At 72.9% G+C, this 14,703-nt stretch carries 15 protein-coding genes and 1 pseudogene; 8 read left to right on the forward strand and 8 right to left on the reverse strand.

Features of this window, described 5'->3' with window-relative positions:
* The 3 genes and pseudogenes from ABD067_RS10475 to ABD067_RS10485 all read right to left on the reverse strand — a co-directional run.
* Positions 1 to 526, reverse strand: a pseudogene (locus tag ABD067_RS10475) (hypothetical protein); the annotation flags it as partial.
* Positions 527 to 645: 119 nt separating this feature from the next.
* Positions 646 to 1,011 (reverse strand): hypothetical protein, encoded by a 366-nt coding sequence (locus ABD067_RS10480; protein ID WP_343895232.1) that lies wholly within the window; start codon positions 1,009 to 1,011, stop codon positions 646 to 648.
* Positions 1,012 to 1,200: 189 nt separating this feature from the next.
* A complete protein-coding gene (locus tag ABD067_RS10485; protein ID WP_343895233.1) occupies positions 1,201 to 1,668 on the reverse strand; it encodes a DUF3429 domain-containing protein in 468 nt (155 codons plus the stop codon).
* A 141-nt stretch (positions 1,669 to 1,809) separates the two neighbouring features.
* Here ABD067_RS10485 and ABD067_RS10490 point away from each other — a divergent pair, with 141 nt between their 5' ends.
* Positions 1,810 to 3,120 (forward strand): hemolysin family protein, encoded by a 1,311-nt coding sequence (locus ABD067_RS10490; protein WP_343895234.1) that lies wholly within the window; start codon positions 1,810 to 1,812, stop codon positions 3,118 to 3,120.
* Positions 3,121 to 3,169: 49 nt separating this feature from the next.
* Here ABD067_RS10490 and ABD067_RS10495 read toward each other — a convergent pair whose 3' ends face one another.
* Positions 3,170 to 3,682: a DUF4142 domain-containing protein gene (locus tag ABD067_RS10495; protein ID WP_343895235.1), complete on the reverse strand. Its 513-nt coding sequence runs from the start codon at positions 3,680 to 3,682 to the stop codon at positions 3,170 to 3,172.
* A 244-nt stretch (positions 3,683 to 3,926) separates the two neighbouring features.
* Between ABD067_RS10495 and ABD067_RS10500 the strand changes: the two genes are divergently transcribed.
* Positions 3,927 to 5,204, forward strand: a complete 1,278-nt coding sequence (locus ABD067_RS10500; RefSeq protein WP_343895236.1) for an alkaline phosphatase — start codon at positions 3,927 to 3,929, stop codon at positions 5,202 to 5,204.
* 55 nt (positions 5,205 to 5,259) lie between these two features.
* Here the strand turns inward: ABD067_RS10500 and gpt are convergent, their stop codons facing one another.
* Positions 5,260 to 5,757 (reverse strand): xanthine phosphoribosyltransferase, encoded by a 498-nt coding sequence (gene gpt / locus ABD067_RS10505; protein ID WP_343895237.1) that lies wholly within the window; start codon positions 5,755 to 5,757, stop codon positions 5,260 to 5,262.
* A 2-nt stretch (positions 5,758 to 5,759) separates the two neighbouring features.
* Positions 5,760 to 6,101: a tRNA-binding protein gene (locus ABD067_RS10510; RefSeq protein ID WP_343895238.1), complete on the reverse strand. Its 342-nt coding sequence runs from the start codon at positions 6,099 to 6,101 to the stop codon at positions 5,760 to 5,762.
* Between the two features lie 119 nt (positions 6,102 to 6,220).
* Here ABD067_RS10510 and ggt point away from each other — a divergent pair, with 119 nt between their 5' ends.
* The 3 genes from ggt to ABD067_RS10525 are packed head-to-tail and all read left to right on the forward strand — an operon-like array spanning position 6,221 to position 9,833.
* Positions 6,221 to 7,837 (forward strand): gamma-glutamyltransferase, encoded by a 1,617-nt coding sequence (ggt, locus tag ABD067_RS10515; protein WP_343895239.1) that lies wholly within the window; start codon positions 6,221 to 6,223, stop codon positions 7,835 to 7,837.
* 2 nt (positions 7,838 to 7,839) lie between these two features.
* Positions 7,840 to 8,337, forward strand: a complete 498-nt coding sequence (locus tag ABD067_RS10520; protein WP_408871537.1) for an O-acetyl-ADP-ribose deacetylase — start codon at positions 7,840 to 7,842, stop codon at positions 8,335 to 8,337.
* Entirely contained in the window at positions 8,334 to 9,833 is a 1,500-nt protein-coding gene (locus tag ABD067_RS10525) for an amidase (protein WP_343895240.1), read from the forward strand. The genes ABD067_RS10520 and ABD067_RS10525 overlap by 4 nt, the downstream gene beginning before the upstream one ends.
* 6 nt (positions 9,834 to 9,839) lie before the next feature.
* Here ABD067_RS10525 and ABD067_RS10530 read toward each other — a convergent pair whose 3' ends face one another.
* Together ABD067_RS10530 and ABD067_RS10535 are read right to left on the reverse strand one after the other, a co-directional pair.
* On the reverse strand, positions 9,840 to 10,151 hold the full coding sequence (locus ABD067_RS10530; protein ID WP_343895241.1) for a hypothetical protein: 312 nt from the start codon (positions 10,149 to 10,151) through the stop codon (positions 9,840 to 9,842).
* 145 nt (positions 10,152 to 10,296) lie between these two features.
* A complete protein-coding gene (locus ABD067_RS10535) occupies positions 10,297 to 10,554 on the reverse strand; it encodes an Lrp/AsnC ligand binding domain-containing protein (protein ID WP_343895242.1) in 258 nt (85 codons plus the stop codon).
* A gap of 179 nt (positions 10,555 to 10,733) precedes the next feature.
* On the opposite strand from ABD067_RS10535, the gene ABD067_RS10540 reads away from it, so the two are divergent.
* The 3 genes from ABD067_RS10540 to ABD067_RS10550 all read left to right on the forward strand — a co-directional run bounded on the left by ABD067_RS10540 (position 10,734) and on the right by ABD067_RS10550 (position 14,686).
* Positions 10,734 to 11,798, forward strand: coding sequence for an ABC transporter ATP-binding protein (locus ABD067_RS10540; protein WP_343895243.1), 1,065 nt, complete (start codon positions 10,734 to 10,736; stop codon positions 11,796 to 11,798).
* On the forward strand, positions 11,795 to 12,835 hold the full coding sequence (locus ABD067_RS10545; protein ID WP_343895244.1) for an ABC transporter ATP-binding protein: 1,041 nt from the start codon (positions 11,795 to 11,797) through the stop codon (positions 12,833 to 12,835). Before ABD067_RS10540 ends, ABD067_RS10545 begins: the two co-directional genes overlap by 4 nt.
* A gap of 69 nt (positions 12,836 to 12,904) precedes the next feature.
* Positions 12,905 to 14,686 carry a thiamine pyrophosphate-dependent enzyme gene (locus tag ABD067_RS10550; protein ID WP_343895245.1) on the forward strand — a complete coding sequence of 594 codons (1,782 nt, stop codon included), beginning with the start codon at positions 12,905 to 12,907 and terminating at the stop codon, positions 14,684 to 14,686.
* Positions 14,687 to 14,703 lie beyond the last annotated feature (17 nt).

The following is a 14,703-nucleotide window of genomic DNA, read 5'->3' on the forward strand; positions in this document are numbered from 1 at the left end:
CGCAACCTCTTGGCCTTCGCCGCCGCCGGCCTCGCGGCGCCCGCCGCCGCGGCGCTTCCGCGGCCGGCGCGGTGGCGGCGTGCCGGGGTGCGGGCTCCGGCTTGAAGAAGGCCGACGGCACCGGCTGCGGCTCAGCCGCGCTCGGGGCCGCCGGGCCGGCCTTCGCCGCCGGGGGCGGGGCCGCCTGCGCCAGGTCCGGCCTCCTGATCGAAGCGGCGGCGTTCAGCACCTGCACGATGCCGGACGGGCCGTGGCCTCGCAGCGGCTTGCGCAGGAGCAGGGCGCCCGCGTCCACGTCGTTGGCGCTGGCGGCGGCGCGCAACAGCCCGGGCGGAGCCGGGCTGTTCCACGCGTGGCGGCCCCCTGCGTCGTCGAGGTCGCAAACGAGGAGGTCGCACTCCTCGGTGACGCCCACCTCGAACGCCCAATCGGCGCTGAGGCTGGGCCGGAACAGCCTGGTGAGGCTCCTCAGGACCTGGGCGTCCTTCTCGGGGAAGCCGAGAAGGCAGCAAAGCAGCCTATCCATCGGACCTGTTCCGGACGTTGCGTTGGACACCGGCGCTCAAGCCGCGTCGGCGCGGTGCGGGGCGGCGGCGGCCCGCGCCGCCGCGGCTTCGGTTTGGTTCTTCACCATCGGTGGCCCGCTCAGCCCAGCTTCTGTTCGGCGCTGGAAAGCTGGAACTTGGCCATGCCCAGGTTCGCCGGCCCCCTGCTCAGCGCGAGGTACAGGAAGAGGGAGTCGGCGTCCTTCACCATCCGGACCAGGTGGAACTGGCTGTTGAGGGTGAAGAGCATGTCCTCGATCCGCTCCTGGATGCCGAGCGCGCCCATGACCCGCAGCTTGGACCGGACCACTTCGGTGGTGCCGGCCGCCGCCATCTCGAGGTCGAGGCCCTGTCCGCCGGCGGTGCCGAGGGTCATGCCGCTCTGGTAGTCCACCAGGCACGCACCGAGCGCGCCTTCGATGGCCATCGCTTCGTCCAGGGCGGCCTTCACCTTCGCCGAATTCATGGGCACAATCTCCAGTCGGACGGGAGCAGCGACGTGCCGGCGCACCCGATCTCGCGGTCTGGTAGAATAATGAGGTTATCCGATTACGCAAAGGTTCTTTCGCGAATCTGAGAGCACGGCGGTGCCGGTTTTCCGCCCTGTGTCTCGAAAGCGGCACGAACCCGCGCCCGGGAGCCTTCCAGCGGCGGCTCAGCCGCCGGCCGTCGCGAAGGCCCCGAGCGCCAAGCACGCGCCCGCCCCGAGGCTCAACTGCCACCGCAGTCCCAGGTAGGCCTTCGGCACCAAGCCCCGCCCGGCCGCCGCCGTTTCGACCGCCGCGACGGCAACCATCCCGGCCGCCAGCAGCGCCAAGCCCGGCCGCGGCGGCAGCAGCAACGCCAACCACGCCACCAGCGCCGGCGCCACGCCCAGGCCGAGCCGCGGCCACGCGGCCGGCGCTTCCCCCGCCGGGGCGCGCAAGGCGAAGCCCCAATGGACCGCGCCGAGGAAGCTCAGGATGACCGCGCCATAAGCCGCGAGGGCGTTCAGGGCCGGGCCGCGCCAGGACGGCGGCCCAAGGAGGGCGAGCGCCGCCGCCGCCGCGAAGGGCAGCAGGCCGGCGTAGCCGAGCAGGCGGGAAGGGGCGTCGGCCGAGGGGGAGGTCGGGTCTTTGGTCATCGGCGCACCACCTCGGCCCTCCGGGAGGGGGCGCAACGCCCGGGCGCGAAGACGTCATCCGCGCGGACCGCCCCCGTTGCGGCGGCCCGCCTATCTCGCAGCGGCCTCCGGCGATAGAGAGCCGCCATCGGGGAACCCTCCATGGCAATCGGTTTCGAACTCGCCATCCTCCTGCTGCTGGTCGCCTTGAACGGCGCCTTCGCCATGAGCGAGCTGGCGGTAGTGTCGGCCCGCCGCGGCCGGCTGCTCGCGATGCAGCGGGCCGGCAGCCCGGGCGCGGCTGCGGCGATGGCCCTGGCCGAGGACCCCCAACGCTTCCTGCCGACGGTGCAGGTGGGCATCACCCTGGTGGGCATCCTGGCCGGCGTGTTCGGCGGCGCCCGCTTGGCCGGGCCGGTGGCGGAGCTGCTGGCGCGGATTCCGGGCTTCGCCGCCTTGGCGAACGAGGCCGCCTTCGTGCTGGTCGTGGTCGCCATCACCTACGCCAACCTCATCCTCGGCGAACTGGTGCCGAAGCAGGTGGCGCTGCGCGACCCGGAGCGCATCGCCGTCATAGTGTCGAGGCCGCTCGCGTGGCTGGCGCGCGTCACGTCGCCGGCGATCTGGGTGATGTCGCAATCCTCTTCCTTGGTGCTGCGGCTGTTGGGGGCCAGCAAGCCCAACGAACAATCCGTGACGGAAGAGGAGGTCAAGGCCGTGGTCGCGGAGGGCGTCGAAGCCGGTGCGCTGGAAAGCGAGGAGCGGCACATGATCGAGCGCGTGCTGCGGCTGGCCGACAAGCCGGTGCGCGCGCTGATGACGCCCCGCAACGACGTGGTCTGGATCGACCGCGCCGCGCCGCAGGAACAGGTCGCGGCGACCCTGAAGGAGCACGGCGTCACGCGGTTCGTGGTCGCGGACCGCCGGGTGGACAACGTGGTCGGCGTGGTCGCGGCGAAGGACCTGCTGGACCAGGCGCTGTCCGGCGGCCGCTTGCGCCTTTCGGCCGCGTTGCGCCAGCCCTTGGTGCTGCCGGACGGCCTGTCGGCGCTGGCCGCGCTGGAGCGGATGCGCCACGACCCCATCGGCATGGCTTTGGTGCTGGACGAGTACGGCAGCTTCGAGGGCGTCGTCACCGCGTCCGACCTGCTGGAGGCCATCGTGGGCGAGATCGGGCCGGTGGAGCCGCGGGACGAGAAGCCGGGCGAGGCCGTGCGACGCGCCGACGGGAGCCTGCTGCTCGACGGCATGATGCCGAGCGACGAACTGCGCGCGCAACTCGACCTGCCGCCGCTGCCCTACCAGGGCACCTACCACACCGTCGCGGGACTGATGCTCGCGCTGCTCCAGCGCGTGCCGCGCGAAGGCGACCGCATCGTCTGGGCCGGCTGGCGCTTCGAGATCGTCGACATGGACGGCCGCCGCGTCGACAAGGTGCTGGCGAACCGGGAGGAGGCGGCGGAAGCCGCTTGAGGGGAAGGCCGGGCGGGCCGCGGACGGACCGCCCGGCCGCTCCGCCGCGTCAGCCGCGCGCCATCTGCTGCTGAATGCCTTGCAGCATCGACAGGTGCGACTTGATGGCCGGCACCGCGACCGTGGCGAGCATCCGCTCCTCGGTCCTCGACCCCGATTGCGCGATGGCCTGATGGGTCTGGAGCAGCTCGTTGTGGCCCCTGATCTGGCCCTGGACGTACATGCGGTCGAACTCGGCGCCGCGCGCGGACTGGAGCTGCTGCATGAGCTGCTGCTCGCCGGCGTCCATCATGGAAGGCGAGGGCAGCGTCAGGCCGGCCATGCGCCGGGCCTCGGTGAAGGCCATCTGCTCCTCCGTCTCCATCTGGGCGAAGGTCCGCACCAGAGCGTTCTCCGCCCTTTGCGTCGCCAACTGGCTGGTGGCCAGGGCGAAGGCCATGTCGCCCAGCGCGTCGCGCATCACGTCGGCGGACGACGTGGATTGCTGCGCCGCGGCGGGGCGGACGAGGGCGGGGGCGAGGCCCGCGCCGGCGAGGCCGGCGATCATGCTGCGACGAATCATATTGGCTCTTCTCCTTGTTGGTTGGCCGCCGCGCGACCGGCGCGCGGTGACCGCAGCGGTCGCAACGGCGTGGCTCCGGGCGGGTTCGCCAACGCCGGCGGAACGGCCGGCCCGCGGAGCCGCGTGACGCGGGGGAAGCCAAAGGACGGGGCCGATGTAACGCTGAAGTATTCCCTTCGCACGTTTCGAGAAAAACGCTTCATCCAACTGCCATCGGGCTTGGATTGATACTCGGCTTCTTCCGGTGGGATGTTTGGGCCCCCGCAGCCTGAACAAAAAGGACGAGGATGAGCGAAGACATTTCGGACGGGCCGGCCGCCGGCGGCCGGCCCGAAGCGGAAGGCTCGCCCGCCGGAACGGGCGCGGCGCCGGCCAAGAACGTGATCTTGCTGATCACCGACGGCGCCAGCTTCAACACCTCGGACGCGGCGACCTACGACCGCTTCGGCGAGCTCGGGTTGGAGGCCTACGACGGTTTCGACGTCCAGCGCTACATGAGCACCTGCCCGCTGACGACCGGCCGGTGGAGCACATCGGCGACATGGCCGTGGACGCCGGCAAGGCGCTCGGCATCGTCAGCAGCGTCTATTGGTCGCACGCCACGCCCGCGGCCTTCGGCGCGCAGAACGCGAGCCGCAACAACTACGCCGAGATCGCGAAGCAGATGGTGGAGGAGGGCGAGGCCTCCGTCATCATGGGGGGCGGCCACCCCTTCTTCGACGACAACGGCGAGTACCGCACGCCCGCAAGCGAGCGCGCCTTCCAGTACGTGGGCGGCTCCGAGACCTTCCTGGACCTCGCCACCGGCGGGACGGACTACCGCTTCATCGACTCCCGCGAGCAGTTCGAGGCGCTGGCGTCGGGCGAGCTGGAGCTGGCGGCGGACGACAAGGTGCTCGGCACCTTCCGGACCGGCTCGACGCTGCAAGCCTACCGCGACGGCGAGGACGGCGGCGGCTTCATCGAAACGGTGCCCGACCTCGCCACCATGACGCGCGGCGCGCTCAACGTGGTGGAGCGGGACGAGGACGGCTTCTTCCTCATGGTCGAGGGCGGGGCCGTGGACTGGATGGCGCACCAGAACAACCTGCCGCGCATCATCGAGGAGCAGGTCGACTTCAACCGCGCCGTGGAGGCCGCGGTGGAGTGGGTCGAGGCTGAGAGCAGCTGGGACGAGACGCTGGTGATCGTCACCACCGACCACGGCAACGGGCTCATGCTCGGGCCGCGCTCGGGCGAGGTGCCGTTCCAACCGATCGAGAACCAGGGCGCCGGCCAGCTCCCGCTCGCCCGTTGGCACACGGACAACCACACCAACGAGCTGGTGCGGCTCCATGCCCACGGCGCGGGCGCGGAGAACATCTCCGAACTGGCCGACCAGCGCGACTACGGCCTCGGCTTCTACGGCAAGGAGGGCGACCAGCAGCTCTACCTCGACAACACGGAGCTGTTCGACGCCATGGTCGCCGCCATGGGCCTGTCCCCGGCGACGCAGCCGAGCGACATGGCCGCCATCGCCTGACGCGGCAAGGGCGGCGGCGGCCGGGGCCTCGCCGCGCCCGCCGCCGCCCTTGCCGCTACCCGCCCGCGGCGCCGCCGGCGCTGCGGGCGATCGGTGCCACGAACTGCGCTTCCGTGTCCCAGGGGAAGAGTATCCAGGTGTCCTGGCTCACCTCCGTCACGAAGGTGTCCACCAGCGGCCGGCCCGCCGGCTTGGCGTAGACGGTGGCGAAGTGCGCCCGCGGCAGGATGCCGCGCACCAGCTTCGCCGTCGTCCCGGTGTCCACCAGGTCGTCGATCAGCAGCCAGCCGTCGCCGTCGCCGGCCGCCGCCGGCGGCTTCACCACGCTCGGTTCGCCCCGCCTCTCCTCGTCGTAGGTGACGACGGACACCGTCTCGATCACGCGGCATTCCAACTCGCGCGCCACCACCGCGGCCGGGATCAACCCGCCGCGGGTGATCGCGACCACGCCGCGGAACGGCCCGCGCTCCACCAGCCGCCATGCGAGGGCCTTCGAGTCGCGGTGGAGCTGCTCCCAGCTCACCGTGTAGTAACGGGGGGCGCCCGAAGCCACGCTCAGTACATCCGCCCGTTGTCCGGCACCTTCAGGTCGGGCCGCAGCAGCACGACCTCGCCGTCCTCGTCCGGCACGCCGAGCACCAGCACCTCGCTCAGGAACGAGCCGATCTGCCGCGGCGGGAAGTTCACCACCGCCAACACCTGCCGCCCGATCAGCCGGTCCGGCGAATAGTGCTTGGTGATCTGGGCCGAGGACTTCCGCACCCCCAGCCCGCCGCCGAACTCCACCCAGAGCTTGATCGCGGGCTTCCGCGCCTCGGGGAAGGGCTGCGCGTCCACCACCGTGCCGACCCGGATGTCGACCCGTTGGAAGTCCTCGAAGGAGATCGTGTCCGCCATGCCTCGGGCATAGCCGGGCGCCGGGGCCGGGGGAAGCGCCTGGGCGGCCCTCCGGGTTGCCGGGGGGCCGGCCGCGTGCGAGACGCGGCGAGGGACGCCCCCGGAGGGAACAGGCCAAAATGAAGCGCGATTTCCACGCCCCCGGCCGCAGCGCCGTGTACGCGACGGGCGGCATGGCCGCGACCTCCATGCCGGTCGCCACCCTGACCGCCCTCGACGTGCTCCGGTCCGGCGGCAACGCCATGGACGCGGCCATAGCGGCGGTCGCCGTGCTGGGCGTGGTGGAGCCGCAGAGCACCGGCATCGGCGGCGACTGCTTCTGCCTGTACGCGCCGGCCGGGGGCGGCGGGAAGGTGGTGGCGCTGAACGGCTCCGGCCGCGCCCCCGCCGCGGCCACGCCCGAGACCCTCCGTGCCAAGGGGGTGGACGCGCTCGCGCCCGCCTCCGCGCACTCCGTCACCGTGCCCGGCGCCATCTCCGCCTGGGCGCTGCTGAACCGGACCCACGGCCGGAAGGAACTGGGCGAGCTGCTCCGCCCCGCCATCCGCTGCGCCGAGGAGGGCTGGCCGGTCCACGCCCGCGTCGCCCTCGATTGGGCCGGCGCCGCCGAGAAGCTGCGCGGCAACGACGCCTCCCGCCGCCGCTTCCTCCTCGACGGCGAGGCGCCGCCGGTCGGGCACCGCTTCGTGCAGCCCGAGCTGGGCCGCACCCTCCGCGCCGTGGCCGAGCACGGCCCGCGCGCGTTCTACGAGGGCGAGATCGCCGCTTCGATGGTCTCGACGCTCCGGGAACAGGGCGGCCTGCACACGGAGGCCGACTTCGCCGCCGGGCTGGAGGTCGCCGAGTTCGTGGAGCCGATCCGCGCGCCCTGGCGCGGCATGGAGGTGGTGCAGTGCCCGCCCAACGGCTCCGGCCTGCACGTCCTCCAGATCCTCGGCATCCTCGAAGGCTTCGACCTGCCTTCCGGCGGCCCGCTCAGCCCCGAGCGGTTGCACCGCCACGTGGAAGCGGCACGCCTGGCCTACCGCGACCGCGACGCCTTCCTGGCCGACCCGTCCCAGGCCGACGTGCCCGTCGCGCGCCTGATGGACCCTGCCTACCTCTCTAAGCTGCGCGCCCTGATCGACGACCGGCGCGCCATGCCGGCCCTGCCGCCCGCCGGCACCGCCGACCACGCCCGGCACAAGGACACCGTCTACCTCTGCGTGGTGGACGGCGAGGGCAACGCCTGCTCCTTCATCAACTCGCTGTTCCAGAGCTTCGGCAGCGGCATCCTGGCCGAGGAGGCCGGCGTGATGTTCCAGAACCGCGGCTACGGCTTCCGCTTGCAGGAAGGCCACCCGAACTGCATCGCGCCGAACAAGCGGCCCATGCACACCATCATCCCCGGCATGGTGGTGAAGGACGGCGAGGCGGTCATGCCCTACGGCGTCATGGGCGGGCACTTCCAGCCGATGGGCCAGACGCTGTTCCTGTCCAACCACTTCGAATTCGGCCTCGACGTGCAGGAGGCGATCGACTGCCCGCGCCTCTTTCCCAACCCGGCCAGCGCCGCCGTGGAGGTGGAGCGCGGCATCCCACAAGCCTCGGTGGAGGCGCTGGAACGCCTCGGCCACCGCTGCGAGCCGATCGCCAAGCCGCACGGCGGCGGCCAAGCCATCGCCATCGACCGCAAGCGCGGCGTGCTGGTCGCGGGCAGCGACCCGCGCAAGGACGGCTGCGCACTGGGGTTCTAGCCGTGCCGGCCACGATGCGCGCGTTGCTGGCCGACATCACCACGCTGGACGTGGACGCGGTCGTCACCGCGGCCAACGACCGGCTGGCCGGAGGGGGCGGCGTGGACGGCGCCATCCACCGCGCCGCAGGCCCGGAACTGCTCGCGGCCTGCCGGCGCATCGGCGGCTGCCCGACCGGCGAGGCGCGGATCACCCCCGGCTTCCGCTTGAGGGCGCGCCACGTCATCCACGCCGTCGGCCCGGTTTGGCGCGGGGGCGGGCAGGGCGAGGCAGCGCTGCTGGCCGGCGCTTACCGGTCCTCCCTGGCGCTGCTGCGGGAAGCCGGCGGCGCCTCCATCGCTTTCCCCGCCATCTCCACCGGCATCTACGGCTACCCGAAGGACGAGGCGACGCGCATCGCCGTCTCCACCTGCCGCGAGCACGGCGCCGGCCTCGCCGTCGCCTTCGCCTGCTTCGACGCCGCGACCCTCGCGCTGTACGAGAAGGAACTCGCCGCATGACGACCGAGCCCTGCGACCTGTCCGCCGTCGAGGCCCGCCGCCTGATCGGCCGCAAGGCCCTGTCGCCGGTGGAACTGCTGGAGAGCTGCCTCGCCCGCATCGAGGCGGTGAACCCGGCGGTGAACGCCATGGTGGCGCTCGACGCCGACCGCGCCCGCGCCACTGCGCGCGAAGCGGAGGCCGCCGTGGCGCGCGGCGACCACCTCGGCCCGCTGCACGGCCTGCCGGTCGGCATCAAGGACCTGGAGGAGACGGCCGGCCTCCGCACCACCTACGGCAGCCCGATCTTCCGCGACTTCGTGCCCGAGGCCGACATGGGCATGGTGGCCCGCGTCCGCGCCGCCGGCGGCATCGTCATCGGCAAGACCAACACGCCGGAGTTCGGCGCCGGCGCCAACACCCGCAACGAGGTGTACGGCGCCACCGGCAACCCCTTCGACCCGACCCGCTCCGCCGCCGGCTCCTCCGGCGGCTCGGCGGTCGCGCTCGCCACCGGCATGGCGCCGCTCTGCTCCGGCTCCGACACCGGCGGCTCGCTCCGCAACCCGGCCGCCTTCTGCGGCGTCGTCGGCTTCCGGCCGAGCCCGGGGCTGGTGCCCGACGAGCGGCACGGCCTCGGCTGGTTGTGCCTGCCGCAACTCGGGCCGATGGCGCGGAACGTGCCCGACGCGGCGCTGCTGCTCTCCGCCATGGCGTCCGACGACGCCGACGACCCGCTCGCCTACACCCTGCACGCCCGGCCGGTGCGCGGCGAGAAGGCGCTGTTCCACCCCGTCCGGCAACTCGACCTCGCCAGCCTGAGCCTCGCCGTCAGCGAGGACTTCGGCATGGCGCCGGTGGAGGGGACGGTGCGCGAAGCCTTCCGCAAGGTGGCCGCCGCCGCCTCCAAGCTGTTCCGCGCCAGCGCCGAAGCGCACCCGGACTGCACGGACGGCGACATGGCCTTCGAGATCCTGCGCGCCGACTACTTCTTGGACAAGCACAGCGAGAAGGTGCGGACGCGCCCGCAGGACGTCGGCCCCAACATCCGCGCCAACGTGGAGGAAGGGCAGCGCTACAGCCTCGCCGACCACGCGCGCGCCGAAGCCGCGCAGACCCGCATATACCGAAGCTTCCAGCGCTTCTTCGAGAAGCACGACGTGCTCATCACGCCCACGATCACCATCAGCCCGCGGCCCTGGCGCGAACTCTTCCCCACCGAGATCGACGGGGTGCCGACCCGCACCTACTTCCACTGGCTGGCGCTGGCCTACTACGTGACGCTCACCGGCCACCCGGCGGTCAGCCTGCCCGTGGGCACCGACTCCAAGGGGATGCCCTTCGGCCTCCAGATCGTCGGCCCGCGCGGCGGCGACGCCTTCGTGCTCGGCGTGGCGGCGGCGCTGGAGGAGGCCTTCGCCCCCGACCCCGCGCTGCGCCGCCCGGTGCCGGACGTCGCGGCGCTCCGCACGGCGCCGCCGATCAGCGGGATGGAAGGCTTCCTCGGCTTCCGCTGAGGGCGCCTACCAGCCGCCGTAGTACCCGCGCGGGCCGCCGTAGCCGCTGTACCCGTACCCGCGCGGTTGGCCGTAGCCGTATCCGCCATACCCGCGCGGCGCCCCGTACCCGTACCCGCCCCCGCCGTAATGGTTGCGGCGGTTGCCGTAGTAGGGGCGTGGCTTGTCGGACAGCGCGCCGGCGGTCAGCGCCGCGGCCGCGCCGACGCCCACGCCGAGCAGCGCGGTGCGGCCGTAATCCACCCGGCCGTAGCTGTCCGTGCAACCGCCGGCCAGCAAGGCGGCGGAGAGGACCAGGGCGGGGGTCAGGCGTCGCATGGCGTTCGGTTCTCCTCGGTGCCCGGGAAGCGGCCCGCGCCGGTCGCGGCCCGGGCGGTTCCTTGCACCCGGGAGGCAGCCTGGACGCCCTCCGCGGCGCCGCTTTGGCCGATCCGCGGCATTTCCGCGGCGCCCGCGACCGTGATCAGCGCTGGGCGCCGCCGGTGAAGGCGTTGAAGGTCTGCAAGGTGTAGGTGTCCTTCACGCCGGGCACCGTTTGCAGCTTCTCCACCACGAACAGGCCGATGTCCTGGTCCGGCGCGAGGTAGAATTTCCCGATGAGGTCGTACTGCCCGGAGATGGAATGCACCTCCGAGACCTCCTCGACGCTGTCCACCATCTCGCGGGCCACGCGGTAGGCTTGCCCCATCTCGCACTTGATCATCACGAATATGGCTCGCATCGGCCTGTCCCCCATCCTGCGCCCGGCAGGGTGGCGCGCGCGCGGGCGACCGGGAAGGCCCGCTGCCCAAGCCGGGAGCAGGGACCGCGCCGGATCGCCCCGGAGCGGATGGCATGGCGGTTGCAGCGGCCGGCGCGACACCGCAGCATCCGAGGCCACCGCTTGAACGACGACGCCCCATGAACACGACGATCGACCCTGCCAAAGCCCCCCAGGACCGCGGCGGCCCCGGCACGCCGCTCCTTGCGCTGTCCGGCCTCCGCAAGCACTTCCCGATCCGCGGCGGCGTGTTCGGCCGCACCGTCGCCACCGTGCGCGCGGTGGACGACGTCTCCTTCGCCGTGCGCAAGGGCGAGACCCTCGGCATCGTGGGCGAATCCGGCTGCGGCAAGTCCACCACCGCGCGCCTCCTGATGCGCCTGCTCGACCTCGACGCCGGCTCCATGGTCTTCGACGGCGAGGGCGTGGGCCAGAGCGGCCAGACCGGCGGCCTCGGCCTCAAGGAGTACCGCCGCCAGGTGCAGATGGTGTTCCAGGACAGCTACGCCTCGCTCAACCAGCGCCTGCCGATCGAGGACAGCATCGCCTTCGCCCCGCGCGTCCACGGACTCGCCGGCGCCGAAGCCCGTGCCCGCGCGCGCGAACTGCTGGAGGCGGTCGGCTTGGCCCCCGCGCAGTTCGCCCGCCGCTACCCGCACGAGCTGTCCGGCGGCCAGCGCCAGCGCGTCAACATCGCCCGCGCGCTCGCGCTCCGCCCGCGCCTGGTGCTGCTGGACGAGCCGGTCTCCGCGCTCGACAAGAGCGTGGAGGCGCAAGTCCTCAACCTGTTGGTGGACCTGAAGGACAAGTACGGCCTCACCTACGTCTTCATCTCCCACGACCTCAACGTGGTGCAGTTCATCAGCGACCGGGTGTTGGTGATGTACCTCGGCGAGGTCGTGGAGATCGGCCCCGTGGACGCCATCTACGAGCGCCCCGCCCACCCCTACACCCGCGCGCTGCTGGCCAGCCGCCCCTCCATGGACCCGGCGCGGCGGCGCACGGAGCCGCCGCTGTTCGGCGACCCGCCCAACCCCATCAACCCGCCCTCCGGCTGCCGCTTCCGCACCCGCTGCCCGCACGCCGAGCCGGTCTGCGCCGAGCGCGCCCCCGTCGCGTCCGACCTCGGAGGCGGCCACGAGGCGCGCTGCCACATGGCGGAACCGGGCAGCGGCCACAGCCAAGCCGGGAGGCTCGCGGCATGAGCGCCTCCTTGGACCTCGCGCCCAAGCCGCCGCCGCTGGTGCGCCTGCGCGACCTTTCCGTCCGCTTCGTGTCGCGCGACGCCACCGTCCATGCGGTCAACGGCGTGGACCTCGACCTGGCGACGGGCGAGGTGCTCTGCATCCTGGGCGAGAGCGGTTCCGGCAAGTCCGTGACGCTGCGCGCCCTCATGCGCCTCTTGCCCCGCACCGCCCGCGTGGAAGGCGAGATCCAGGTCGCCGGCCGCGACGTGCAGGCCATGGGCGAGCGCGAGTTGCAGGACTTCCGCGGCGGCGACGTGGCGATGATCTTCCAGGAGCCGATGACGGCACTGGACCCGGTGTTCACCATCGGCCAGCAGATCGGGGAGACGGTGCGCCGGCACGAGAAGGCCTCCCGCCGCGAGGCCGACGCCCGCGCGCTCGAACTCCTGGAATTGGTGCAGATCCCCTCCGCCAAGCGCCGCCTGTCCGCCTACCCGCACGAGCTGTCCGGGGGCCTTCGCCAGCGCGCCATGATCGCCGTCGCGCTGGCCTGCCGCCCCAAGCTGCTGCTCGCCGACGAGCCGACCACGGCGCTGGACGCCACCGTCCAGATCCAGGTGCTGCTGCTGCTCCGCAAGTTGCAGGAGCAACTCGGCATGGGCGTCGTCTTCGTCACCCACGACCTCGGCGTCGCCGGCGAGATCGCCGACCGGGTGGCGGTGATGTACGCCGGCAAGGTGGTGGAGGAGGGGCCGGTCGGCCCGCTCATGGCCGGCCCGCTGCACCCCTACCCGCGCGGCCTGCTCGGCGCGACGGTGCATCCGGGGATGCGCGGCCAGCGCCTCACCACCATCCCCGGCGCGCCGCCCTCCCTGGAGCGCGTCCCGACCGGCTGCCCCTTCGCGCCGCGCTGCCCGGAGGTGGAGCCGGCCTGCACGGCGGCCGTGCCGGCGCCGCGCTCGCCGGTGCCCGGCCGCTCCGCGCGCTGCATCCACGTCGCCGCCCCGGCCAATCGCCGCCCCACGATGCCGCTCGGCCACCCCTTGCTCGGGTGACGCCGCGCGGCGCGCGCCCTATCCTCGCCCGCAAGGGCGCGCAGCGGCGCCGCGGGAGAGGGACGGCGGATGACGGACGGCGGCAAGCGGGTGGTGCAGCAGCGGCCCGGCGGCAAGCTCCTGGCGGACGCGCTGGTTGCCCAGGGCGTCACCCACGCCTTCTGCGTCCCTGGCGAAAGCTACCTCGACCTGCTGGACGGCCTCTACGCCCAACGCAACCGCGTCCAGCTCGTCACCTGCCGCTTCGAAGCCGGCGCCGTCCACATGGCGGAGGCCTACGGCAAGCTCACGGGCAAGCCCGGCGTGGCGATCGTGACGCGCGGCCCCGGCGCCTGCCACGCCGCCATCGGCGTACACGTCGCCTTCCAGGACTCGACGCCGCTGGTGCTCATCGTCGGCCAGATCCCCTTCGAGGAAACCGACCGCGAGTCCTTCCAGGAGGTGGACTACCGCAAGATGTTCGCGCCGCTCGCCAAGTGGGTGACGCAGATCGACGAGGCCGCGCGCATACCCGAACTCATGGCCCACGCCTTCGACGTGGCGCGCAGCGGCCGCCCCGGCCCCGTCGTGGTGGCGATCTCGGAGGAGATGCAGCGCGAAACCGCCGCCGTCCCCGACATCGGCCCGGCCCGCGTGCTCCCCCCGCACCCCGCGCCGGAAGCGGTCCCGGCGATGATGGACATGCTCCGGAAGGCGCAGAAGCCGCTCGCCGTGCTCGGCGGCGGCGGCTGGACCGCGGAGGGCAGGGCGGCGATCCGCGACTTCCTCCTCGCCAACGACCTGCCCGTCGCCGTCTCCTTCCGCCGGCAAGGATTGTTCGACGGCACCTCGCCCAACTACGCCGGCGACCTCGGCGTCGGCGCCGACGCGGCGCTCGTCGCCAAGGCGAAGGAGTGCGACCTGTTCCTCGCCATCGGCACCCGCATGGGCGAGCCGGTGAGCCAGGGCTACACCCTGCTCGACATGGCCGGCGCCACGCCCATCGTGCAGGTCCACCAGGACCAGGCCGAGATCGGCCGCGTCTACCGCCCCGCCCTCGGCATCACCTCCGACCTCAACGCCTTCGCCGCTGCGGCCCGCGCCGCCGCGCCGGTTGAGAACCCGCCCTGGGCCGGCTGGACGCGCGAACTCCGCGCCGCGCGCGAAGCGCAGGCCGAGGCGCCGGAGGTCGGCGGCCCGCTCGACCTCGCAAGCGCGTTGCAAGCGCTGGAGAAGGCTCTGCCGCCCGACACGATCTTCACCACCGACGCCGGCAACTTCGCCACTTGGCCCACGCGTTTCATGCACGTGCGCGAAGGGCAAGACTTCCTCGGCCCGACGAACGGCGCCATGGGCTACGGCGTGCCGGCCGCCATCGGCGCCGCCGTTGTCCACCCCGACCGCTGCGTGGTCTGCTTCGTCGGCGACGGCGGGATGCTGATGACGGGCCAGGAGATCGCCACCGCCTTCCACCACTCGGTCGCGCCGATCGTCCTGGTGTTCAACAACCAGATGTACGGCACCATCCGGATGCACCAGGAGAAGACCTTCCCCGGCCGCGTCTCCGGCACCGCGCTCACCAACCCGGACTTCGCCCGCTTCATCGAGAGCTTCGGCGGCCACGGCGAGGTGGTGGAGCGCACGGACGACCTAGTGCCCGCCTTCGAGCGCGCCCGCGCCAGCGGCAAGCCCGCGCTGATCGAGCTCCGCACCGACCCGGAGCAGATCACCAACCGCTCCACCATCGCCCAGCTCCGCGAACAGGCGCGGCGGGCGGCGGAGGGCGCCTCGACGGCGGCGCAGGCGCCGTCGTCGTCCTCGGTGGCCGCGCGCGCGCCGGAACCGCGCCGGACCAGCCCGCGCCCGCGCTGAACCGCGGCCGCCCGCGC

The sequence above is a fragment of the Craurococcus roseus genome (genome assembly GCF_039523795.1).
Classification (GTDB): domain Bacteria; phylum Pseudomonadota; class Alphaproteobacteria; order Acetobacterales; family Acetobacteraceae; genus Craurococcus; species Craurococcus roseus.

Bases quoted from the DNA above. Each gene is read 5' to 3' on its own strand.
- ABD067_RS10535 (WP_343895242.1), bottom strand. From the start codon at position 10,554: ATGCGAGCCATATTCGTGATGATCAAGTGCGAGATGGGGCAAGCCTAC.
- ABD067_RS10490 (WP_343895234.1), top strand. From the start codon at position 1,810: ATGGCAATCGGTTTCGAACTCGCCATCCTCCTGCTGCTGGTCGCCTTG.
- ABD067_RS10480 (WP_343895232.1), bottom strand. From the start codon at position 1,011: ATGAATTCGGCGAAGGTGAAGGCCGCCCTGGACGAAGCGATGGCCATC.
- ABD067_RS10530 (WP_343895241.1), bottom strand. From the start codon at position 10,151: ATGCGACGCCTGACCCCCGCCCTGGTCCTCTCCGCCGCCTTGCTGGCC.
- ABD067_RS10545 (WP_343895244.1), top strand. From the start codon at position 11,795: ATGAGCGCCTCCTTGGACCTCGCGCCCAAGCCGCCGCCGCTGGTGCGC.
- ABD067_RS10485 (WP_343895233.1), bottom strand. From the start codon at position 1,668: ATGACCAAAGACCCGACCTCCCCCTCGGCCGACGCCCCTTCCCGCCTG.
- ggt (WP_343895239.1), top strand. From the start codon at position 6,221: ATGAAGCGCGATTTCCACGCCCCCGGCCGCAGCGCCGTGTACGCGACG.
- ABD067_RS10550 (WP_343895245.1), top strand. From the start codon at position 12,905: ATGACGGACGGCGGCAAGCGGGTGGTGCAGCAGCGGCCCGGCGGCAAG.
- ABD067_RS10525 (WP_343895240.1), top strand. From the start codon at position 8,334: ATGACGACCGAGCCCTGCGACCTGTCCGCCGTCGAGGCCCGCCGCCTG.
- ABD067_RS10495 (WP_343895235.1), bottom strand. From the start codon at position 3,682: ATGATTCGTCGCAGCATGATCGCCGGCCTCGCCGGCGCGGGCCTCGCC.
- ABD067_RS10540 (WP_343895243.1), top strand. From the start codon at position 10,734: ATGAACACGACGATCGACCCTGCCAAAGCCCCCCAGGACCGCGGCGGC.
- ABD067_RS10510 (WP_343895238.1), bottom strand. From the start codon at position 6,101: ATGGCGGACACGATCTCCTTCGAGGACTTCCAACGGGTCGACATCCGG.